Below are 20,373 nucleotides of genomic sequence, written 5' to 3'. Positions count from 1 at the left end.
GTGCTTAGCCGATAAGGGTTGCGGCCATGAACAAGGCGATCAAACTGGCTCTGGCAAGCGCGGGCGCGCTGGCTCTTCTTTCTGGCTGCGCCGGAGGCAAGAACAAGGTCAACACCAACTACATCGCACGCGATGTCAGCACGCTGTACATGGCGGCGAAGGACCGGCTCGACCGCGGACAGAACAAGATTGCCGCCGAGCTGTTCGACGAGGTCGAGCGCCAGCATCCCTATTCGCCCTGGGCGCGCCGCGCGCAGCTGATGAGCGCGTTCAGCTATTATCTTGCCAAGGATCACAACAAGTCGATCCAGTCGGCGCAGCGCTTTCTTGCCATCCATCCCGGCAACAAGGACGCAGCTTACGCCTATTACCTGATCTCGCTCAATTATTACGAGCAGATCAGCGACGTCACCCGCGACCAGAAGATCACCCAGCAGGCGCTGGCATCGCTGGGCGAAGTGATGCGGCGCTACCCCAACACCCGCTACGCCTCGGACGCGCGGCTCAAGGTCGATCTGGTCAACGATCATCTTGCGGGCAAGGAAATGGAAATCGGCCGCTATTACCAGCGCAGCTCCAACTGGCTGGCCGCGACGTTGCGCTTTCGCGAGGTCGTCGACAAGTACCAGACCACCAGCCACACCGCAGAAGCCCTGTATCGCCTGACCGAATGCTATCTGGCGCTGGGCATTCCGCAGGAAGCCAAGCGTTCGGCGGCGGTTCTGGGCGCCAACTATCCGGGTTCGGAATGGTATGAAAAGGCGTTCAAGCTGTCAGAAAAGCACAGTGACCTGATCACCAGCTGATCCGCACCACATTCCATCAAAAAAGCCCCGGCAGCGCGATGCTCCGGGGCCTTTTTGTTTTCAGATCTGGCCGAACACCCAGCGCAGCACCGATTTCTGCGCGTGCAGCCGATTCTCCGCCTCGTCCCACACCACCGATTGCGGGCCATCGATCACGCTGGTGGTGACCTCTTCCTCACGGTGCGCAGGCAGGCAGTGGAGGAACAGCGCATCGGGTTTGGCCAGCGCCATCAGCGCCGGGTTGACCTGAAACGGCATCATCGCCTTGAGCTTCGCCTCGGCATGCTGTTGTCCCATCGAGATCCAGGTATCGGTAACGATCACGTCCGCACCCGCTGCGGCCTCGGCGGCATCGCGATGCAGCGTGACGGTGCCGCCCGCCGCCTGCGCGCGCGCGATGAAGCCCTGGTCGGGATCATAGCCTTGCGGGCAACCGATCCGCACGGTGAACTTCATCAGCCCGGCCGCCTCGATGATCGAATGCAGCACGTTGTTGCCATCGCCCAGCCACGCGACCACCAGCCCCGGCAGCGCCTTGCGGTGCTCGATGATGGTGAGCAGGTCGGCGACGATCTGGCAGGGGTGCGACAGGTCGGTCAGGCCGTTGATCACCGGCACGGTCGCGAAATGCGCCATGGCATCGGCCTTGGCGTGATCGTCGGTGCGGATCATGATGCAATCGCACATCCGCGACAGCACGCGCGCGGTATCCGCAACGCTCTCGCCGCGGCCCAATTGGGTGCTGCCCGCATCGAGGATCAGGCTGGTGCCGCCCAGCTGGCGGATTGCCATATCGAACGAGACGCGGGTGCGGGTCGAGTTTTTCTCGAACACCATCGCGAGCGTGTGCCCTTCGAGCGGCGCATCGGGGTCCGCCTTGCCGCGCGGCCAGCCATGGCGGACCGCCTTGCGATCCAGCGCATCGTTGAGCATCGCGGCAATGGCATCGTGTCCGGCATCGGACAGGTTCAGGAAATGACGGGTCATTGTGGTCCTTCCCCCCTCTCCCTTGACGGGAGAGGGTTGCGAAGACTTGGACCTGAAAGGTCCTAGTCGCAGCTGGGAGAGGGTGAGTGCAAACGCCCCTCCCTCTCCAAGTTCGCCCAGGCACCTGCGGCGCCAAGGCTTCCTATCCTTCCCCCGCCAGGGGGGAGGAGCGTTACGTCAAGCCGCCACCGGCATCGCAAAGTCGCGCGCGCCTGCCGAAAGGCGCTCGATGAACTCGTCGACATGGGCCTGCTCGATGATCAGCGGCGGCAGGATGCGCACCACATTCTCGCCCGCAGCCACCGTCAGCAGCCCGTGATGATCGCGCAGATGCGCCACAAACGCACGGTTTTCGGCCTTGTCCTTGAGCTTCAGCCCCAGCATCAACCCCATGCCGCGCACCGAATCGAAGATCGCATCGTGGTTGGGGATCAGCTGCTCGAGCGCGCCGCGCAGGCGGTCGCTCATCGTGCGAACATGGGCCAGGAACTCGGGGTTGTCGACCACGTCGAGCACCGCCTCGCCCGCTGCCATGGCCAGCGGATTGCCGCCATAGGTCGATCCGTGCGTGCCGGCGACCATGCCGCGCGCCGCCTTTTCGGTGGCAAGGCACGCGCCCATCGGAAAGCCGCCGCCGATGCCCTTGGCGGTCGCCATGATGTCGGGCTCGATGCCGTACTGCTCATAGGCATAGAATGTGCCCGTGCGCGCGACGCCGCACTGCACTTCGTCGAGCACCAGCATAAGATCGTGCTCGTCGCACAGATCGCGCAGGCCCTTCATGAACTCAGGGGAAGCCGGGCGGACACCGCCCTCGCCCTGCACCGGCTCGACCAGGAAGCCCGCGACATCGGGACCGATCGCCGCCTTCGCCCCTTCCAGATCGTCGAAATCGACATAGCGGAAGCCGGGCAGCAGCGGCGCGAAGCCCTTGTGCATCTTTTCCTGGTTCGACGCGCTGATCGTCGCCATCGTGCGCCCGTGAAAGGCGTTGTTGAAGGTGATCAGCACCGTGCGGTTGGCATCGCCGCCTTCGGACTGGTGATAGGCGCGCGCGGTCTTGATCGCGCACTCGACCGCCTCGGCGCCCGAATTGGTGAAGAACACCGTGTCGGCAAAGGTCGAATCGACCAGCCGCTGCGCCAGATGCTCACCCTGCGGGCTGCCGTACAGGTTGGAGACGTGAATCAGCGTCTCGGCCTGTTTCTGGATCGCCTGGGTGAGGTGCGGATGGCCGTGGCCGAGCAGGTTGACCGCGATGCCGCTGGCGAAATCCAGATATCGCTCGCCACGCTCTCCGATCAGATAACAGCCTTCGCCGCGCACCGGGCGCACGGCGCACCGGGGGTATACGGGCATAAGCGGCGTGATCGTCATGGCGGCCTCGTCCTTCTCGCAAGGGCCCCGTTTGCATGGTTCGCAAGCCAGGCAAGGCGCAGGGGGCCGCTGCACCAAACGTAAAAAGGCGACCCCGTCCAAAGGGCCGCCAGCTTGCAGGCCGCAGCTATAGCGCCGCAGAGGCCACCGGGTCAATGATCGCCGCACAAAGGGGCTGGCGGCATTCCTTATGGCTTGCTAAGGGCATGCGCCTTGGCCAGACGCACCCGTAGCTCAGCTGGATAGAGCGCTGCCCTCCGAAGGCAGAGGCCACTGGTTCGAATCCAGTCGGGTGCACCATTTCTCCACATCCGTCGCGCTGAAGACGCCATGCACCCGCCGAGGGGCTGGCCGCCGGCGTTTCAGCCTGCGGCGATTTTCTGCAAGGGTTCGCGGATGGTGCGTGCCGCCATCAGGAAACACGGTGCCGCCGCAGCATAAGCCAAGCACGCAGCAAGCAGCCCTGCGCGCATGCCGGCAGCGGACGCCTGCGCGCAGGCAAGGCCCATCTCCGCCGACGCTGCGGGGAGAGGCTTTCCACCCGGGCAGGCCATGCCATAATCGCCCAGCGATTGGGCGAACGATGATGCTGCGACGCTATCGCTGACCAGACCGACGATCATCGGGCCCATCCCGGTCCCCAGCGCGATGACGCCGATCAGGATGACCGCGGTTGCCGTGCTGCGCATGTGTGGCGGCGACATGTTCTGGACTGCGGCATAGACCGGGCCATTCTTCATGTCCCCCATGATGTTGGCCAGAAGCAGAAAGCCGAGCGCGACCTGCCAGGACGGGCTGGTGAACACCACGGCAAACATCAGACCCGCACCGGTCGCGGCGACAGCGCACATGAAAGGGTACGACCGGCCGTATTCGCCAGCATAGCGATCCGCCAGCCATCCCCCCATGAAGGTGCCGATCAACCCGGCTGCGCCGAGCCCCGCCGCCATCATCGCCCCTACCTGCGCGAGGGTAAGATCATACTGCCGAAGGAAATAGGACGCAGTGAAGACGTTGGTCGCGCCGACCGCCTGGCCGAGGAATGTCGCGCCGAACCACAGCCAGACGAACGAGCGGTTGGCGGTGAGCAGCTTGATATCGTCAAGAAACTTGCCCGACCCCTGCGTCTTGCGCGTGACCAGCGTGTTGGTCATGTCGTGGCGCGGATCACGCAGCGTCAGCCGAAGCAGCACCGCCACAAGGATGCCGGGGAGCCCGACGACGACGAATGCGGTCCGCCAGCCATATTGCATCGCAACCACCCCGCCGATGAGCGGCGCCATCAGCTGCGCGATCGGAATGCTGGTCGTCAGGACCGACAGTGCCATCCCGCGCTGACGCGGTGGAAAATGATCCGACACCAGCGAATGACTGACCGGCGTACACGCGCCTTCACCGGCCCCGACCCCGATGCGCGCAAGGGCCAGCTGCGCAAAGCTGCTGGCTGCGCCGCACAGCGCGGTCATTCCCGACCAGACCGTGATCGCGATCGACAGCACCGTGACCCGGTTCAGCTTGTCGGCGATGCGCGCCGCCGGGATGCCCGAAATCGAATAGAGCAGTGCGAAGGCAGGACCGCTGATCAGCCCCAGCTGCCAATCGGCGAGCAGCAGATCCTGTTTGATCGGCTCCTGCAGGATGGCGAGCACGCCGCGGTCGAGATAGTTCGAGATGTTGACCAGCACCAGCAGGAACAGCACCCATATCTGCAAGGGTGTCCAGAACCGCCTGGCAGGGGGTTTGGCGCCATGGTCAGGCGGAGGGCTTTCCATCCCTGCCGATGGCATGGACTGCACGTCTTGTGGGTCGCTCATGCGACTGCCTCTCCCCCCGGCATTGTGCCGGTATCCGCTTGGGCTGACCGACCACCGGAAAAAAGTCAAGTGACAAGAGTATTTGGCTATATTAATAATCAAGAATTCAGATGAATGGAGAGCTATATGGAATCTGTCAGTGAGCGCCCGATTGCCAGGCCGCTTGAAGGTGTGCGGGTGCTCGATCTCAGCCACGCTCTCTCCGGACCGACCTGCACCAGCCTGCTGGCGCTGCTGGGGGCCGATGTCATCAAGGTCGAACGCCCCGAAATCGGCGACGATTTTCGGCATTACACCGAGCATGCCGGGCTGCCGGGAATGAGCATTCCGTTTGCCGCAGCAAACGCCGGCAAGCGTTCGATCACGCTGGACCTGAAGCAGCCCGCCGCGATCAAGGTGGTGCGCACGCTGGCCCAGCGCAGCGACATGCTCGTCGAGAACTTCCGTCCCGGTGTCGCCACCAAGCTTGGCCTCGACTGGCCGTCGCTGCGCACCATCAATCCAGGGCTGGTCTATGCCTCGATCAGCGGGTTCGGGCAGACCGGGACGCTGCGCGACTGGACCGCTTATGATCATATCGTCCAGGCCATGTCGGGGATCATGTGGATGAACGGCAACCCGGACGAGGAGCCGATGAAGGTGGGCTTCCCGATCATCGACACGTTCAGCGGGTACATGGCGGTCATCGGCCTGCTGTCCGCGCTGCATCGCCGCGACCAAACGGGCGAAGGCGACTATGTCGACGTCGCGATGCTCGACAGTGCGTTCAACCTGATGGGAGCCGCCATACCGGTCTATTTCTACTCGGGCGAGGTGCGCGGGCGAACCGGCAACCGCGGCTATAGGCTGGTGGCGACATCGGAGACCTACAAGACGGCCGACGGGTACATCTCGATCGGCGCCAATCACCATCACCAGATCGAAGCGCTGTGCCAGGTGCTGCATTGCGAGTGGCTGCTTGAGGACGACCGGTTCTCGACCCACCGTGCGCGCGTTGACAATCACGATGCGCTGCGGGCGGCACTCAGCGACATTTTCCGCGAGCATAACGGAGAGGAGGTGGAGCCCCGGCTCGCCGCGCGGCATGTTCCGGTCGCCTTCGTCCGCAATCTCGGCCAGGTGCTGAGCCACCCGCATTTCAAGGAGCGCGACATCTTTCTCGAGGCGGAATTGCCCGGGTCGCCAGAGCCGGTGAAGATGGTGGGGCCCGGCTTCCAGCTCAGCAGCGGCAAGTTCTCATCGGGCGCGGTCCCGTCCCTGGGCGAACATACCGATGCCATTCTCGCAGAGCTGGATCTCGATCCGGAAACGCTCGCCCAACTGAAAGAGCATGCGACCGCATAGCCCTGAAACGACAAAATGATTGTAATTTCCGATGATCTAAGGAATGCTACGATTCGATCGACTATGATAACATAGAGGACAGCGCAGACGCAGATCTGCGATGAGGGGGAGAGACCATGAAACTAGGCATCACCGTTTCCGCCATCGCCTTGTCAGCGGGGATGCCCGCAATCGCCCAGACAGCCGATTTGCCTAGCCCGGCCGAAGCCCCTGGCCTCGAGGCTGAAGAAGGCGCGCGAGGCAAGGAGATCGTGGTGACCGGGAGCCGCATCCGGGGCACGGGCCCGGTGGGCTCCAACGTGGTCTCGGTCAGCGCCGCGGAGATCGAAGCCCAGCCGACCGCAACGATCACCGAATTCCTGCGCAAGGTTCCGCAGATCCAGGGCTTTGGGGTCGATTCCTCGAGCGCCGTGGTCAGCGGCGGACAGGGCGGCACCAACACCACCCGCGGCAGCGCCATCAACCTTCGCGGCGTCGGGCCTTCGGCAACGCTGACCCTCGTCGATGGCCAGCGGCTGAGCTTCTCGGGCGTCTCGTCCAACTATGTCGATGCCAACGCCATTCCCGCAGCGGCCGTCGACCGGATCGAAATCGTCCCCGACGGTGCCTCGGCAGTCTATGGCTCGGACGCGGTTGCAGGTGTCGTCAACTTCATCCTGCGCAAGGAATTCGAGGGCATTCAGGTGCGTGGCCGCTATGGCGTGGCGGACGACTACTGGCTGGCGCAGGCCAGTTTCATGGCGGGCACCAACTGGGGCTCGGGCGGGGTCGTCTTCGCCTATGAATACACCCGCAACGATGCGCTTGGCGGCGATGAGCGCGACTTCGTGCGGTTCGATCTTACCGGCCGGGGTGGCCGCGATTATCGCAACGGCCAGTGTTCGCCCGGCAATATCGTCGTGGCCGGCCGGACCTACGCCATTCCGCAGGCCGGGGTCACCCCTGCCACCGCCAGCCAGCTCGTCGCGGGCACGCGCAATCTGTGCGAAAACCTCAGCATTGCCGACATCCTGCCCGAGGAAGAGCGGCACAAGTTCTACGGCTATGCCTATCAGGAAATCGGGGACCGTCTGCGCGTACATGTCCAGGGCATCTACTCGCTGCGCGACTACACCGCCCAGGCGATCCAGCAGGGATCGACATCGAACATCGTCAATCTGGCGGTGCCGAACACCAACCCGTTCTTCGTGCGCCCGGTCGGCACGACCGCGACGACGGTGACGGTGGAATATGATTTCACTCCGCTGATCGGTCCGATCCAGCAGACCGGCTTTACCGACACGCTGTTCCTGACGGCAGGGCTGGCGTGGAACATCGACGACAACTGGAAGGTCTCGCTCGATGGCGTGTTCAGCGAGGATCGCAGCGCCCAGAACACGCGGCGCATCAACACCACGGTGCTGACCGACAGGTTGCGCAGCACCAATCCGGCGCTGGCGTTCAATCCCTTTGGCGGGGCCAACAGCGCGGACAATATCGCCGCGATCTATTCGGGCGTGTTCAATCCGTTCGCGATCAGCCGCACCCGTGGCGGTTCGCTCCAGGCCGATGGCAGCCTGTTCAGCATTGCTGGCGGCGATGTCCGGCTGGCGGTCGGGGCAGAATTCCTGCGCTACACCTCCGATGCCGGCAACGCCCAGGGCGCGCTCGCAGCTCCCACGGTCACGATCAACCCCAAGCTGGAACGCAACCAGAAATCGGCCTTTGCAGAGCTTTACATCCCGATCTTCAGCTCCGCCAACGCGACCGGCATGTTCGAGCGGCTCGATCTGTCAGCGGCTGTCCGGTACGATGATTACAGCGACGTCGGCAGCACCACCAATCCCAAGTTCGGGCTCAACTGGTCGCCTGCGCGCGGTGTGCTGTTCAAGGCCAGCTATGGCACATCGTTCCGCGCACCTGGCCTGCAGGATCTGCCGCTGCTGCGCACCGGGGCCGGGCTGACGACCGCCACCTGGACCGATCCGCTCTCCCCCACCGGCACCAGCGTCGGTTTGCAGCTCAACGCAGGCAACCCCAACCTCAGCCCGGAAAGCGCGGAAACCTGGTCGATCTCGGCCGAACTCAACCCCGGCCTTGTCCCGGGTCTGCGGCTGGCAGCGACCTATTTCAATCTGCTCTACAAGGACCTGATCGGGTTTCCGCCGCGCACGACCAGCAGCCTGCTCGACCCGAATTATGCCTTCGCGGTGACCCGCAACCCCACCGCAGCGCAGATCACCGCGCTGACCTCGCAGGGGCTGAGCCTGCAGGGCGTCGTGCCACCGGTCATCGCGTTTCTCTATGATGGCTCGGCCCAGAACCTGGGTTCGATCCATACCGACGGTTTCGATTTCGATGCCAGCTATGCATTCGATGCTGCAGGCGGTGAGCTGACGCTGGGCTTCAACGGCACCTACACCTTGGGCTACGACTTTGCGGTGACCCAGATCGCCCGGCCTCTGGACCGGGCTGGCGACATCAGCTTCCCTGTGGTGTTCCGCGCCCGCGCCTATGCCGGTTTTCGTTCGGGTGGGTTCACGGTCAACGCGCTGGTCAACCACGTCAGCGGCTATACCAACACGCTGGTGGCACCCGAACAGAATGTCGGCAGCTGGAACCCCGTCGATATCGACATCAGCTATGAGTTCAAGGACAGCGGCGTGCTGAACGGGCTGGCGCTCGGGCTGTCGGTGACCAACCTCTTCGATCAGGACCCGCCGTTCGTCAACATTCCCGGCGGCTGGGATCCGGGCCAGGCAAGCGCGCTCGGTCGGCTGGTGGCGTTCACGTTGACCAAGAAATTCTGATGAGTGAAGTCGAGGGTGAACCGCCGCTCGCGCGGTTCGGCGGTTCACCGCCGCCGCGGGTACCCTGGCTCGCTGAGGCGCTGGCCACGGCGCCGGATCGCAGCGAATTTTTGTGCGACGGTGCAGCCATCGAACTGCTGACATGGGGTGAAAGAGGATGGCCGGGGCTGCTGTTTCTGCATGGCAATGGCGGCCACGCCGACTGGTGGAGCTTCATTGCCCCCTATTTTGCCAAAGATCGGCGATGCGCGGCAATATCGTGGTCGGGAATGGGTGGATCGGGCTGGCGCGACCAGTATTCGATCGAAGCCTATGCCCGCGAGCTGGTCGGTGCGATCGATGCTGCAGGACTGGCCGATGCCGGGCCACCGGTTGTTATCGGGCACAGCTTTGGCGGCATTCCCCTGATGTATGCAGCGGTCCATCACACTGACCGGCTGCGCGGCGGAATCATGGTCGACAGCTTCGTCCCGCCACCCGAGCGCAAGAAGCCCGGCTGGGCGGTTTCCGGCAGGAACCCGCCGCGCTATGCCAGCGAGGCCGAGATCCTCATGCGCTATCGTTTCGCCCCGCATCAGGACAGCGCGCATCCCGATATCGTCGATTATCTTGCGCGCCATTCGGTGCGCGAGGTCGCAGGCGACATGCCCCCTGGCAAGCAATGGACATGGCGGTTTGATCCGCGCATGTGGGCCACACTCGATCGCAGCGCCGCCGATCCGCTGGTCGAGCAGGCCAATCTGCCGATCGGGATGATCTATGGCGAGTGCTCGGCGCTGGTGACAGCTGATCATGTTTCGCAGCTGGCGTCGCGGCTGCCCGATTGCCGGTTTGCTGCGGCCATTCCCCACGCCCGTCACCACATCATGGTGGATGAACCGATCGCGCTGATAGCCGCACTGCGGGTCGGCATCGCCGCTTTGGAGCAAAAACCATGAAGGCCTGGACGAGCGCATCTCCCGGAGGCCCGGAGACATTGGTGCTGGCCGACCTTCCGATCCCCGAAGCTGCGCCTGGCGAGGTCGTGGTTGAGGTGGCAGCCTGCGGCATCAATTTTCCGGATTCGCTGATCATCAACGATCTGTACCAGACGCGTCCGCCAAGGCCGTTCGTCCCGGGAGGCGAGATCGCAGGCACCATCACGGCGCTGGGCTCCGGTGTCACCGGCCTGGCAGCAGGCGACCGGGTCATTGCGCGCACGGCCTGGGGCGGGCTGGGGCAATACATCGCGGTGCCTGCCGAGAAATGCGCGTTGATGCCTGATGATATGGGATTTGCCGAGGGATCTGCGTTCCTCTTCACGTATGCGACATCCTTTCATGCGCTGGTCCAGCGCGGGCGGATCGCACGCGGAGACCGCCTGCTCGTTCTGGGCGCGGCGGGTGGCACGGGGGCTGCGGCCATCGAGCTGGCCAGGGCGTTTGGCGCTCATGTCTGCGCGGCGGTGTCGAGCAAGGAAAAGGCGAAGTTTGCCCGCGAATGCGGCGCGGATGAAACGGTGATCTACCCCGCCGGACCGCTGGACAAGGATGCAGCCCGCGCGCTGGGCGCGCAGTTCAAGAACGCGGGCGGCGAACGCGGCTTCGATCTGGTCTATGATCCGGTCGGTGGCGATTATGCCGAACCGGCGCTGCGGGCATTGGGCTGGAAGGGCCGGTATCTGGTGGTCGGCTTCACCGCGGGCATTCCCCGGCTTCCGTTCAACCTCCCGCTGCTGAAGGGCTGCGAAATCGTTGGCGTGTTCAATGGTGGGCTGAATGCCAATGAACCGCACGTCGCGGCAGACAATGTTCGTGAGCTGATCGCACTTTTTGAACAGGGCAAGGTGCGCCCCCGGGTGTCGCGCGTTTATGCCTTTGCCGATGCACCGCAGGCGATCGCGGCTATTGCAGGCCGTGCTGCACTGGGCAAGCTGGTCGTCAGCATGGGAGAGTTCGATCATGGCTGAAACCCCGCTGGATCGCCTGCGCAGTGCCTATGCGGACCCGCTTGGCGTTGCACAGGCGCGCAAGGATGCCGGCGCGAGGTTGGTCGGTTCCTTCCTCAACTCGGTCCCAATCGAACTGGTCCTTGCAGCAGGGCTCGACCCGATCCGGCTGCAGGGTATGCCTGCCGACACCCCGCTGCGCGCCAGCGCGTATATGGAAGAGTATTTCGACGGAGAGGTGCGCGCCATCTTCGAGGCGATGCTGGCGGGCCGCTATGCGCTGCTCGACCTGCTGGTGGTCCCCCGCTCGTCGGAGGTCTACCTTCAGCTCTACTATCTGATCCGCGAAATTCCCCGCTGGGAGCCTCAGGCCCGCTTGCCCGAGACCAGCCTGTTCGATCTGCTGCAGACACCGGGCTATACAACGGCGCGCTACAATCTGGGGCGGACGAAGGCGCTGGCCGAGCAGCTGGCCGCGATCGGCGGACGGGCGATCGACGACACTGCGCTGTCGGCGGCCATCGTCGACGCCAACCGGCTGAGGACGGCGCTGGCCGAGGCGTCGGTGCTGTGGCGCGGGCCATCGCCGCGGTTGAGCGGGAGCGATGCCCTGTGCGTGATCGGTGCTGCCAGCGTGCTGGATCCTGCCGATGCAATCGCGCAGATCAACGCGCTGGTTGCCGAACCGCCACCGGAACTGGCGCGCAACGGACCCCGGCTGCTGATCAAGGGCAGCCCGCAACACGACATCCGCTTTACCGCGCTGGTCGAATCCTGCGGCGCTGAGGTCGTGGCGCATGACCATCTGGGAGGTGACCGCACCTTCGAGACGCTGGTCAGCGAAGAGGGCAACCCATGGGAGGCGCTGGTGCATCACTATCAGCGCGAGATCCCGGGTCCTCGTGCCTATCCGCAGGCCCGCGAGGATGCCCGGTTCATCGCGCTGGCAGAGGCTGCTGCGGTCGATGGCGTCATCATCCAGCACGACGAATGGGACGACACCTTGGGCTGGGAGTATCCCGACCAGAAAAGGCTGCTCGATGCGCGGGGGCTGCCGGTGCTGTTCCTCAAGCGCCAGCCCTATTTCGATCCTCCGCAAGACGAACAGCGCCGGGCGGTGACCGGCTTTATCGAAAGCATCACGGGAGGCGCGGCATGAGCGAACCTCAGGAAAAGATGGCTGCCACCCTGGCCGCGCAGGCGCATCAGAAGGAGACCCAGGCGCGGTTCAGGACCGAGGTGATCGAAGGCGGCGGCGATTACGTCATCGCCGATGCGGTGACCCCGCACGAGATCTTCCACACGCTGGATATCCCCGTGATTTCGCTGGCCTGGTATTCGGCGGTGATCGCCGCCAAGCGGCTGTCGCCTTATTACTTCGAACTGATGGACCAGCTCGGCTATCATGACGGTCTGCCGCGCTATGGCAGCCTGCCGTTCATGACCACTCTGGATGGCGACCCGGAGCGCGCACCTTATGGCGGGCTGCCCAAGCCGATGCTGATCCTGGAGAGGCTGCGCGGCGATTTCGGCCAGAAGATCGGCGAACAATGGTCGCGTGCCTTTGGCGGAGCGCCGCTGGTGGCGCTCGATTCCTCGTCAGTGAGCGAACTGCGGCCTTCCTGGTACACCCGGTCGCAGCATGATTGGGAAGAGCTGTACGAGACACCCAGGCTAGACTTCCAGGTCGAACAGTTGCGCGGGCTGATTGCCGTCAGCGAAACGCTCTCGCATCGCAACCTCGATATGGCAGAGTTTCGCGCGGTGATGCACCGGGTCAACCGCGCGGGCGAGCTGGTCGACAAGGCCAAGCAGATCATCGCGCGCACCCGCCCCGCCCCTGTCGCGTTGCCCGAGCAGCTCACCAACATCATGGCCGCAACCTGGTCGCGTGGCAGCCAATGGGCGATCGATCACCTTCAGGCCTATTGCGACGAACTGGAAATGCGCGCCGAAAAGGGCGTGGCGGCATGTCCGAACGAGCGGGTGCGGCTGTTGTGGGTGAACAATGGCCTGTGGTTCAACACCGCATTCTACCGCGCGTTCGAGGAGAAATACGGCGCGGTGTTCGTGTGGTCGATGTATTCGAATTTCTTTTCGGATGGCTATCGCAAGTATTTTGGCGAAGATGATGATCCGCTAAGAGCACTTGCGGCGCGGCACATTTCGATGAATGAGCAGCTGCATCTGCCCGGTTGGATGTCCGAATGGATCATCCAGCAGGCGCGCGACTATCAGTGCGACGCGGCGGTGATGCTGGTTCCTGTGGGGGACCGCATGGCCTCGTTTGGCACCAAGTTGTGCGCCCTGGCGCTGGAGCAGGCCGGCATTCCGGTGCTGACGCTGACCGCGAGCATGGTGGATGCGCGGTTGTGGGACAATGATGCAATGATCGCCAGGGTCGAAGCATTTCTGGAAGATAGAGTGATGACATGAAGCGCGATGATCCAACCCGGCTGTATGCAGAACCCGCCCCGCCAGGCGCGTCGGTGCGCGGTGTGGCCGACAAGTTCTCGATGGGCGTGCTCGACGAGCTGCTCAACTTCCGGCTGCGCCGGATCCGCAACTGCCTGACCGAAAAGTACCGCAACGAAACGCTGAAGATGGGCCAGCGCGCCGGCGCGTTCAGCATCCTGGCGGTGATCGCGGCGAACCCTGGCATTTCGCAGATCGATCTCGCGCGCTTTGCAGGATACGACCAGACCGCCTTGGTCGGCATCATCGACGACATGGAGGCGCGCGGCTGGACAACGCGCACCCGTGACCCCGCAGACCGCCGCCGCCATCAGGTCCACATAACCGATGCCGGACGCGAAGCTCTGGACGAGCTGTTTGCGGCTGCAGTGGAAAACGAACGCGAAGCACGCGAGGCGCTGTCTCCCGAAGAGCTCGACGTTTTCCGGGTGTGGCTCGACCGCATTTACCGCAAGCTGCTTTAGGCGGGCGCGGTGCGGATCTGCGTCTTCGGGGCAGGAGCCGTTGGCGGCAATCTGGCGGTTCGGCTGGCGCTGGCCGGAAACGAGGTTTCGCTCGTCGCACGCGGCGCTGCACTGGCCGCGATCAATTCCGACGGGCTGCAGGTACTGGCAGGCGACGACGTCCTCGAAGCGCGGCTCAGCGCGAGCGATGACCCGGCGAGCCTCGGCGCACAAGACGCCGTGATCGTGGCCGCCAAGGCCCATCAGCTGCCCGCGTTCGCTGCAACCGCGGCCCCCCTGCTGCATCGCGATACGTTGGTGGTGTTCGCCCAGAACGGCATTCCCTGGTGGTATCCGGCGGCAGGATTGCAGCCGCTGCTCGATCCCGATGGGGCTGTGGAACACGTGGTCGGCCGGGAACGGAGCACAGGCGCGGTGATCTATTCGGCCAACGCAAAGCTGGCCCCGAACATCATCCGCAACACCTCGCCCCAGCGCAACCGGCTGACGATTGCCGCCGTGGATCCAGGCTCGCAGGCGCGCGTTGCGCAGCTCAGACGGGTGCTGCGCGCCGCTGGCATCGAGTCGCCCGACACCGACGACCTGCGTGCCGCAATCTGGCAGAAACTGATCGGCAATGCGTCGGTCTCGGTGCTTTCGTTCCTGGATGAACGCACCTCGCGCGAGGTGTTCGACGATGCCTGGCTTGGCCCGGCGGGTGCGGCCATCGCCGAAGAGCTGGCGGCAGTCGCGCGCGCCGAATGCCTGGCAGTCGACGCCGCCAGGGCCGCCCCCGCGCCCGGGCACTTCAGTTCGATGCTGCAGGATTCGCGCGCCGGGCGACCGATCGAGGCAGCAGCCTTGCTGACCGCACCGCAGATGATTGCACGGCAGCACGGCATCGCGACACCATGCTTCGATCTGCTATGCGGGCTGGCATATGGCAAGGCCGCCCGCCTGCAGGCACAGGCTCGGGCAACGGCGGACCTTGGCTGATGGAGGTCAGGCGCGGCAATCCGCCCAGGGCGCTGCAAACCCAGGCGCCGGATGTCTCGACAGCCCCGGGTGCCTCCGGTCTTCCGCCCGAGGTGCACTTCGCGCAGCTGCGCGCGCAGTGTCCGGTCGCGTTGCAGGCAGGAAGCGGCACCAATGGCGCAGGGCGGGCCGCATGGGTGCTGACGCGGTACGACGACATCGTCGCCGCTGCCAACGATCCCGAAACCTTCGGGCAATCGCAGCGCTTTGCGGGTGAACGCAGACCGCCGCTGGAATCGAACCCGCCCGAACACCGCATCTGGCGGCGGATGCTCCAGCCCTATTTCCTGCCCAAGGCGATCAACCAGATGGAGCCCTTCACTCGCGCGCTGGCGCGAGACCTGCTCGCGCCGATCCTGGCCACCGGCAGCGGCGATGCGGCACACGGCGTTGCGCGGCCCTTGCCGCCTCAGATCCTGTTGCGCTGGCTTGGCCAGCCTTCGGAGGATTGGGAGACGATCAAGCTCGCATGCGAACACGCCTATTTCCAGGGATCGCCCGATCCCGCCGAGCGCGCAGCCTTCGAGGAGGCAGAGGCGCTGCTCTGGCGTTATGCGCGCGACACCGTCGCTTCGCGGATCGAGCGGGGCACGCACGAGGCAGATGACGATCCGGTATCGGCGATGCTCGCCGCCATGCCGACCGAGCCCGCGGTCACCCGCCCGCTGATCGACGGCGTGGTGCGGCTCCTGCTGGCGGCGGGTCATGATTCGACGACCAGCGCGCTTGGCATGTGCATCGGCTTCGTCGCAGGAGACGGGGATCTGCAACAGAGCCTGCGCAGCGATCCCACCCGAATTCCCGCAGCGATCGAAGAGATGTTGCGGCTGCGCACCCCGGTGCTGCAGATGCCGCGCACGGTCATGGCGGACACAGTGGTCGGCGGGAGGGAGCTGGCAGCGGGCGACAGCGTGCTGCTGGCTTTTGCATCGGGCAATCGCGACGCGTCAGCCTTCGAAAATGCGGAATGCTTCGACATGGGCCGTCGCTCGGGCCAGCATATCGCCTTCGGCGTCGGCATTCATCGCTGCATCGGCAATATCCTGGCACGCCAGGAAATCCGCGTGGTGCTGGAAGAGCTTCTGGCGGCAACGTGCAGCTTCAGGCCGGACGGAGACATCGAGCACGAGTTCTGGCACCCTTATGGTCTGCGCCGGCTGCCGCTCAGCCTTGTTCCACGCTAGGGGCTGCGGGGATTGAGCTTGAGGTGATGGCGGTGACTTATCCAGGCCCTGCATGGCTGAAGCCGGAGCGCCCCTGGGCGACTTGTGCAACGCCTGAATGCCCAAAGCTTATTCGCGAATGACAGCAGACATGTCGCCGGGCGGGCAACAGCGAGGCATCACGCTGGATCAGCCGCCAATCATTTGGCCAGAAACCGGTGCGGCCACCTGCTATTCCACCACCAGATAGAACCGCGCCTTGCGCTTGGCCGGGTTGATGACGTGGATCAGGTGGCGCTGCGTGAACACCGGGACCCATTCGCAGATCGGCCGCGATGCGGTGTGCTGGCAGACGGACTGCGACGTCCCGTCGACCACCTGCAGCCGCAGCTCCACCGCATCGGGCGATGACAGCGCGATCGAGGCCTTCTGGCCCGAGAGAAAGGTCTGTTCGATGCGGACGTCACCGCCCGCGCCGAGCATGCCGTGGCGATAGCCGGGGCCGAGCGCGCGTCCGCGCAGCGGCGGGGCCTGATCGGGGAGCCGCGCCTCCCACTGGGCGGTCGTCGCGGCGGTGGCATCATCCAGCGGCCGAGCCCCCATGCCCCGGATCATCGCGAGCGGCCTGGCAAGCGCGGTGTCGTTGCCGGCCTGCACGGCGGCGTCCGCGCTGGCCAGCGCATCGGCGAGCCGCGCGGCGCCCGATTGCGGTGCTGCCGCCGGGGGGCCGGCAAGCTTAGTGTTCGATGCGCCCGGGGCACAGGACGCCAGCGCAGACGCCAGCACACCTGCCATCAGGGGAATGCGCACGCGGATCATGCCGCCTCCTTGCTGAGCTGGAAACAGGCGCCTTGGGGACTGTCCATTAGTCCCAGCGTGAGGCCGTGCCGCTCGGCAATCGCGCGCGCCAGCGCCAGGCCCAGCCCGCTTCCCGGCTGGCGCTGGTCGACATTTCCGCTGCGATAAAAGGCCTCGAAAATCCGCGCTCGATCGCCCTCGGGAATTCCGGGGCCGTCGTCCGCGATCGTCAGCACGGGACCTGTGGCGAGCGACACCGTCACGCTGCCGCCTGCGGGCACATATTTGAAGGCATTGTCCAGCAGATTGGTCACCAGTCGCCCCAGATGCGCCTCTTCGCCCTCGATGAAAACGTCCGGCGCGATATCCCACGCAAAGCCGTGTCCCGATTCCTCCGAGCTGTCGGCATAAAGCTCGCAGATGCCGCGCAGCATGGCGGACAGATCGATGCGCTTCAACCCGGTCCGGTCGCCGCGCCGCGCCTTGCTTGCGGCGATATCCAGCAAGGATTCGAGCGTGCCGACCAAATGGCGGATGTCGCCGCGCGCCGCAACCAGCGCCTGCGCCGTCGCCGGATCGGGCTGACCCTCGAGCAGCTTGGCAAGCCGCCGGTCGAGATGCATCACCGGGGTGCGGATTTCATGCGCGACCTGATCCGACGTATCGCGATAGGCTTCCATCAGATCGCGCATTCGCGCGAGCGAGGCGGCGCTGTGGCCGGCAAGCTCGTCGATCTCGTCGCCCCTCTTGTGATTGGCCGCCTTGCCATCGACCAGTGCGCGGTCAGCCGCCGCGCCATCGGCTAGACTGCGGAGCGGCTTGCCATCGAGGCTGCGAAACGCGCGGTTGATCGCTTCGACACGGTGCTTGAGATTGCCCCCGGCGCTGCGCCCGAACAGCCCGATGACCAGCGCAAACACCAGACCCCCGCCAAGGAATACCAACGCGATGCGGCCCAGCAGCGGCTGGCCATCGCCCGCCTCCTGCGCGACCACCAGCTTCAGGTCGGGGCCAAGCTGGGTCGCGCGGGCATAGACATGGGTGGCGTTGCCGATGCGGATGAAGCCACTTTCCGACACGCGCGCATCGAGCGCAGGCCAGGCGGCGATGTCGCCTGCAATCCGCGCGCCCTTTGCATCGGCCAGCAGATAGTGCGGCAGGCTGCCATCGGCGGGGCGGATCATCAGCCGGTCGCCGATGCGCCGCGCCAGCTCGTCGCGCCCGCCGCTGGCATGGATATCGACAAGCCCCGCCAGATCGACATCGACCGCCTCGCGCGCGGATGCCTCGAGCGTCGCGCGGATGGTCTGGTCGGTCACCAGCCACAGTCCTGCGACTAGGACCCCCGAAAGGGCAATGGCCATCACCACGATGCGGGTGAAAATGGAACGGCGGGCAGCGCGGGTCATCGGCCGTCGAGCAGCCTGTAGCCCGAACCCCAGATCGTCTCCAGCGCAGGGGTGGCAAAGCCGTCCTCGAGCTTGCGCCGCAGCCGCCCGATATTGACATCGACCACATTGGTCTGCGGGTCGAACGCCATGTTCCACACATCGCGCAGCAGCATCTCGCGGGTGACGATCTCGCCGGCATTGTCCATGAAATAGCGAAACAGTTCGAACTCGCGCGGGCTGAGCGCGAGGTGCCGGTTCTGGCGAAAGGCGGTGCGCGCCTTCACATGGCATTCGAACGCGCCGAACAGGATCACCGCGCTATGCTCCTGCCCCGATGCGCGCCGGTGCAGCGCGCGGATTCGCGCCATGAGCTCCATCGCCTCGAACGGCTTGGCCAGATAATCATCCGCGCCCGCTTCCAGCCCTTCGGAGCGGTCGCTGGTGCGGCCCAGCGCCGAGAGCATCAGCACCGGCGTGCCCACGCCGCTTTCGCGCAGCCGCCGCAGGATGGTGAGACCGTCGAGATCGCCCAGCATCCGGTCGAGAATGATGACATCGAACTTTTCCAGACCGGCGCGCAGCAGACCACCCGCACCGCTGTCTTCCCACACCAGCTGATCGCCGTTCTCGCGGGCCAGCTGGCGCACCTCGGCGGCGGCGCGCTGATCGTCCTCAACATACAGGATCTTCATCATGTGCGTTACACCTGTCCTGCCCCAGCCCTGCCCAGTCGTGCCCGCGGGCAACCGGCGATCCGGGTTTATGGCCCATGGACCGCGCATCGGGCAACCACGGCCTTGATGCGATCGTCCGGGCTTGAGCGCTTCCTTCTAGCAAGCCTGGCACAATAAGCTTGTTACAAATCCCGTTAGGGCGCGCGCGAACCGTGCTGGGCCGGTTGGCCGGCTCCCCGCGACCGCGCCTGGTTGAACGGCCGAGCCCTTCGGATTTGCAGGCGAAAGCGTGAAATTTTCGGATAGGTCGGGTCTCTAACGGATTTTGTCATCTTTCGTTCAATGCTTGTAACGCGCAAGAATCGCAGCCACCGCCTAACCTGCCTTCATCAAACAACGCTCTGCAGGAGGCACCTCATGAAAGCCCGCACACAGTTCGCATCGGCATTGTCTGCCGCCGCTTTCGCAGCCCTGGCAGTTGCACCGGCGCATGCGGGCAAGCCGCCCGCCGAGGTCGAGGTCACCAAGTGCGCGACGCCCCATGGCTCGATCGCGATCACCGATGGCGACACCCAGGGCTGGGCCAAGATGGGCCTGTCCAGCCCGCGCGGCATGCTGGGCGCGATCGTGCAGCAATCGGGCTGCTTCACGCTGCATACCGGCGCCGAGGGCAAGCCTGCAGACTATCTGATGTCCGCGGTGGCAGGGTCGCAGGAAGAGATCGACCGCACGATGGACGCCGCCAAGGGCGCGCTGACCACTGGGCTGGTGCATTCGGGCGCAGCCGGCGCGATCCTCTCCAGAGTGCCGTTCGGCGGCGCGATGTTCGGGATGCTGGGCGGTCTGGGCGGCAAGAAGAAGACGGTTACCGCCGGGCTTCGTCTCGTCAATCCGGCCAACGGACAGACGCTGCTGTCGGGCAGCGGCCAGAGCCAGAAATCGACAATCAGCGTGCTCAGCAGCACCGACTGGGTCGCGGCCAGCCAGGGGCAGCTCGGTCAGTACGGATCGTCGGCGGATGGCAAGATGCTGACCAGCGCGTTTATCGAGGCGTACAATACGCTGGCATCGCAGGCAGGCGCATTGGCACCCGTGCAACCTGCCGCGCCAGCCGCAGCCGAGACGGCGAAATACATCGTCGCGGTGGACACCAAGATGCGCGCCACCGCAGCGGCGGAAGCACCCGAGGTCCGCGCGCTCAGGGCAGAGACCGCGCTGATCCCGACAGGTCAGAAGGAAGGGCTTTTCGTCGAGGTGACAGACACCTACGGCACCAAGGGATGGGTTTCGGTGGAGGACCTGCGTTAGATTGCGACCCGAGCGCAAGCTTTCCACCGTCAGGAGGGCGCC

At 64.9% G+C, this 20,373-nt stretch carries 17 protein-coding genes and 1 tRNA gene; 12 read left to right on the top strand and 6 right to left on the bottom strand.

All coding sequences use genetic code 11. The features are described 5' to 3' along the window. Positions 1 to 26 precede the first annotated feature (26 nt). On the top strand, positions 27 to 806 hold the full coding sequence (locus B5J99_RS08465) for an outer membrane protein assembly factor BamD (protein ID WP_054133617.1): 780 nt from the start codon (positions 27 to 29) through the stop codon (positions 804 to 806). Between the two features lie 60 nt (positions 807 to 866). Here the strand turns inward: B5J99_RS08465 and argF are convergent, their stop codons facing one another. Beyond that, the gene (gene argF / locus B5J99_RS08460) at positions 867 to 1,793 is read right to left on the bottom strand and encodes an ornithine carbamoyltransferase (RefSeq protein ID WP_069051478.1); all 927 of its coding nucleotides are present in this window, start codon (positions 1,791 to 1,793) and stop codon (positions 867 to 869) included. A 177-nt stretch (positions 1,794 to 1,970) separates the two neighbouring features. After that, entirely contained in the window at positions 1,971 to 3,170 is a 1,200-nt protein-coding gene (locus tag B5J99_RS08455) for an aspartate aminotransferase family protein (RefSeq protein ID WP_054133619.1), read from the bottom strand. A gap of 223 nt (positions 3,171 to 3,393) precedes the next feature. On the opposite strand from B5J99_RS08455, the gene B5J99_RS08450 reads away from it, so the two are divergent. After that, positions 3,394 to 3,470: transfer RNA gene (locus tag B5J99_RS08450), tRNA-Arg, on the top strand. Positions 3,471 to 3,532: 62 nt separating this feature from the next. Here the strand turns inward: B5J99_RS08450 and B5J99_RS08445 are convergent. Further along, on the bottom strand, positions 3,533 to 4,984 hold the full coding sequence (locus tag B5J99_RS08445; RefSeq protein WP_117352164.1) for a spinster family MFS transporter: 1,452 nt from the start codon (positions 4,982 to 4,984) through the stop codon (positions 3,533 to 3,535). Positions 4,985 to 5,110: 126 nt separating this feature from the next. On the opposite strand from B5J99_RS08445, the gene B5J99_RS08440 reads away from it, so the two are divergent. The 9 genes from B5J99_RS08440 to B5J99_RS08400 all read left to right on the top strand — a co-directional run bounded on the left by B5J99_RS08440 (position 5,111) and on the right by B5J99_RS08400 (position 16,181). Next, positions 5,111 to 6,328 (top strand): CaiB/BaiF CoA transferase family protein, encoded by a 1,218-nt coding sequence (locus tag B5J99_RS08440; protein ID WP_162892516.1) that lies wholly within the window; start codon positions 5,111 to 5,113, stop codon positions 6,326 to 6,328. A gap of 116 nt (positions 6,329 to 6,444) precedes the next feature. Continuing rightward, on the top strand, positions 6,445 to 9,117 hold the full coding sequence (locus B5J99_RS08435; RefSeq protein WP_117352162.1) for a TonB-dependent receptor plug domain-containing protein: 2,673 nt from the start codon (positions 6,445 to 6,447) through the stop codon (positions 9,115 to 9,117). Beyond that, positions 9,117 to 10,055, top strand: a complete 939-nt coding sequence (locus tag B5J99_RS08430; protein ID WP_117352161.1) for an alpha/beta fold hydrolase — start codon at positions 9,117 to 9,119, stop codon at positions 10,053 to 10,055. The genes B5J99_RS08435 and B5J99_RS08430 overlap by 1 nt, the downstream gene beginning before the upstream one ends. Next, complete coding sequence (locus tag B5J99_RS08425; RefSeq protein ID WP_117352160.1) at positions 10,052 to 11,065, top strand: NADPH:quinone oxidoreductase family protein; 1,014 nt, start codon at positions 10,052 to 10,054, stop codon at positions 11,063 to 11,065. Before B5J99_RS08430 ends, B5J99_RS08425 begins: the two co-directional genes overlap by 4 nt. After that, complete coding sequence (locus B5J99_RS08420) at positions 11,058 to 12,203, top strand: 2-hydroxyacyl-CoA dehydratase subunit D (protein WP_162892515.1); 1,146 nt, start codon at positions 11,058 to 11,060, stop codon at positions 12,201 to 12,203. Before B5J99_RS08425 ends, B5J99_RS08420 begins: the two co-directional genes overlap by 8 nt. Beyond that, entirely contained in the window at positions 12,200 to 13,480 is a 1,281-nt protein-coding gene (locus B5J99_RS08415) for a 2-hydroxyacyl-CoA dehydratase family protein (protein WP_117352158.1), read from the top strand. Before B5J99_RS08420 ends, B5J99_RS08415 begins: the two co-directional genes overlap by 4 nt. Then, the gene (locus tag B5J99_RS08410) at positions 13,477 to 13,983 is read left to right on the top strand and encodes a MarR family winged helix-turn-helix transcriptional regulator (RefSeq protein WP_054133636.1); all 507 of its coding nucleotides are present in this window, start codon (positions 13,477 to 13,479) and stop codon (positions 13,981 to 13,983) included. The genes B5J99_RS08415 and B5J99_RS08410 overlap by 4 nt, the downstream gene beginning before the upstream one ends. 9 nt (positions 13,984 to 13,992) lie before the next feature. After that, positions 13,993 to 14,958 (top strand): ketopantoate reductase family protein, encoded by a 966-nt coding sequence (locus B5J99_RS08405; RefSeq protein WP_117352157.1) that lies wholly within the window; start codon positions 13,993 to 13,995, stop codon positions 14,956 to 14,958. After that, the gene (locus tag B5J99_RS08400; RefSeq protein ID WP_162892514.1) at positions 14,958 to 16,181 is read left to right on the top strand and encodes a cytochrome P450; all 1,224 of its coding nucleotides are present in this window, start codon (positions 14,958 to 14,960) and stop codon (positions 16,179 to 16,181) included. Before B5J99_RS08405 ends, B5J99_RS08400 begins: the two co-directional genes overlap by 1 nt. 210 nt (positions 16,182 to 16,391) lie before the next feature. Here B5J99_RS08400 and B5J99_RS08395 read toward each other — a convergent pair whose 3' ends face one another. The 3 genes from B5J99_RS08395 to B5J99_RS08385 are packed head-to-tail and all read right to left on the bottom strand — an operon-like array spanning position 16,392 to position 19,044. Beyond that, positions 16,392 to 16,979, bottom strand: coding sequence for a hypothetical protein (locus tag B5J99_RS08395; protein WP_083231559.1), 588 nt, complete (start codon positions 16,977 to 16,979; stop codon positions 16,392 to 16,394). Beyond that, a complete protein-coding gene (locus B5J99_RS08390; RefSeq protein ID WP_117352155.1) occupies positions 16,976 to 18,367 on the bottom strand; it encodes a sensor histidine kinase in 1,392 nt (463 codons plus the stop codon). The genes B5J99_RS08395 and B5J99_RS08390 overlap by 4 nt, the downstream gene beginning before the upstream one ends. Continuing rightward, entirely contained in the window at positions 18,364 to 19,044 is a 681-nt protein-coding gene (locus B5J99_RS08385; RefSeq protein ID WP_069051469.1) for a response regulator transcription factor, read from the bottom strand. The genes B5J99_RS08390 and B5J99_RS08385 overlap by 4 nt, the downstream gene beginning before the upstream one ends. 396 nt (positions 19,045 to 19,440) lie before the next feature. Between B5J99_RS08385 and B5J99_RS08380 the strand changes: the two genes are divergently transcribed. Beyond that, complete coding sequence (locus B5J99_RS08380) at positions 19,441 to 20,331, top strand: SH3 domain-containing protein (protein ID WP_054133642.1); 891 nt, start codon at positions 19,441 to 19,443, stop codon at positions 20,329 to 20,331. Positions 20,332 to 20,373 lie beyond the last annotated feature (42 nt).

This window comes from Blastomonas fulva (assembly GCF_003431825.1).
Lineage (GTDB): Bacteria > Pseudomonadota > Alphaproteobacteria > Sphingomonadales > Sphingomonadaceae > Blastomonas > Blastomonas fulva.
Note: the sequence above shows the minus strand (reverse complement) of the source record. Positions and strands in the feature narration are given on the sequence as shown.

What these genes read in the sequence shown, in the direction of transcription:
- B5J99_RS08465 (WP_054133617.1), top strand. Translation starts at nt 27, where the DNA reads ATGAACAAGGCGATCAAACTGGCTCTGGCAAGCGCGGGCGCGCTGGCT.
- argF (WP_069051478.1), bottom strand. Translation starts at nt 1,793, where the DNA reads ATGACCCGTCATTTCCTGAACCTGTCCGATGCCGGACACGATGCCATT.
- B5J99_RS08455 (WP_054133619.1), bottom strand. Translation starts at nt 3,170, where the DNA reads ATGACGATCACGCCGCTTATGCCCGTATACCCCCGGTGCGCCGTGCGC.
- B5J99_RS08445 (WP_117352164.1), bottom strand. Translation starts at nt 4,984, where the DNA reads ATGAGCGACCCACAAGACGTGCAGTCCATGCCATCGGCAGGGATGGAA.
- B5J99_RS08440 (WP_162892516.1), top strand. Translation starts at nt 5,111, where the DNA reads ATGGAATCTGTCAGTGAGCGCCCGATTGCCAGGCCGCTTGAAGGTGTG.
- B5J99_RS08435 (WP_117352162.1), top strand. Translation starts at nt 6,445, where the DNA reads ATGAAACTAGGCATCACCGTTTCCGCCATCGCCTTGTCAGCGGGGATG.
- B5J99_RS08430 (WP_117352161.1), top strand. Translation starts at nt 9,117, where the DNA reads ATGAGTGAAGTCGAGGGTGAACCGCCGCTCGCGCGGTTCGGCGGTTCA.
- B5J99_RS08425 (WP_117352160.1), top strand. Translation starts at nt 10,052, where the DNA reads ATGAAGGCCTGGACGAGCGCATCTCCCGGAGGCCCGGAGACATTGGTG.
- B5J99_RS08420 (WP_162892515.1), top strand. Translation starts at nt 11,058, where the DNA reads ATGGCTGAAACCCCGCTGGATCGCCTGCGCAGTGCCTATGCGGACCCG.
- B5J99_RS08415 (WP_117352158.1), top strand. Translation starts at nt 12,200, where the DNA reads ATGAGCGAACCTCAGGAAAAGATGGCTGCCACCCTGGCCGCGCAGGCG.
- B5J99_RS08410 (WP_054133636.1), top strand. Translation starts at nt 13,477, where the DNA reads ATGAAGCGCGATGATCCAACCCGGCTGTATGCAGAACCCGCCCCGCCA.
- B5J99_RS08400 (WP_162892514.1), top strand. Translation starts at nt 14,958, where the DNA reads ATGGAGGTCAGGCGCGGCAATCCGCCCAGGGCGCTGCAAACCCAGGCG.
- B5J99_RS08395 (WP_083231559.1), bottom strand. Translation starts at nt 16,979, where the DNA reads ATGATCCGCGTGCGCATTCCCCTGATGGCAGGTGTGCTGGCGTCTGCG.
- B5J99_RS08390 (WP_117352155.1), bottom strand. Translation starts at nt 18,367, where the DNA reads ATGACCCGCGCTGCCCGCCGTTCCATTTTCACCCGCATCGTGGTGATG.
- B5J99_RS08385 (WP_069051469.1), bottom strand. Translation starts at nt 19,044, where the DNA reads ATGATGAAGATCCTGTATGTTGAGGACGATCAGCGCGCCGCCGCCGAG.
- B5J99_RS08380 (WP_054133642.1), top strand. Translation starts at nt 19,441, where the DNA reads ATGAAAGCCCGCACACAGTTCGCATCGGCATTGTCTGCCGCCGCTTTC.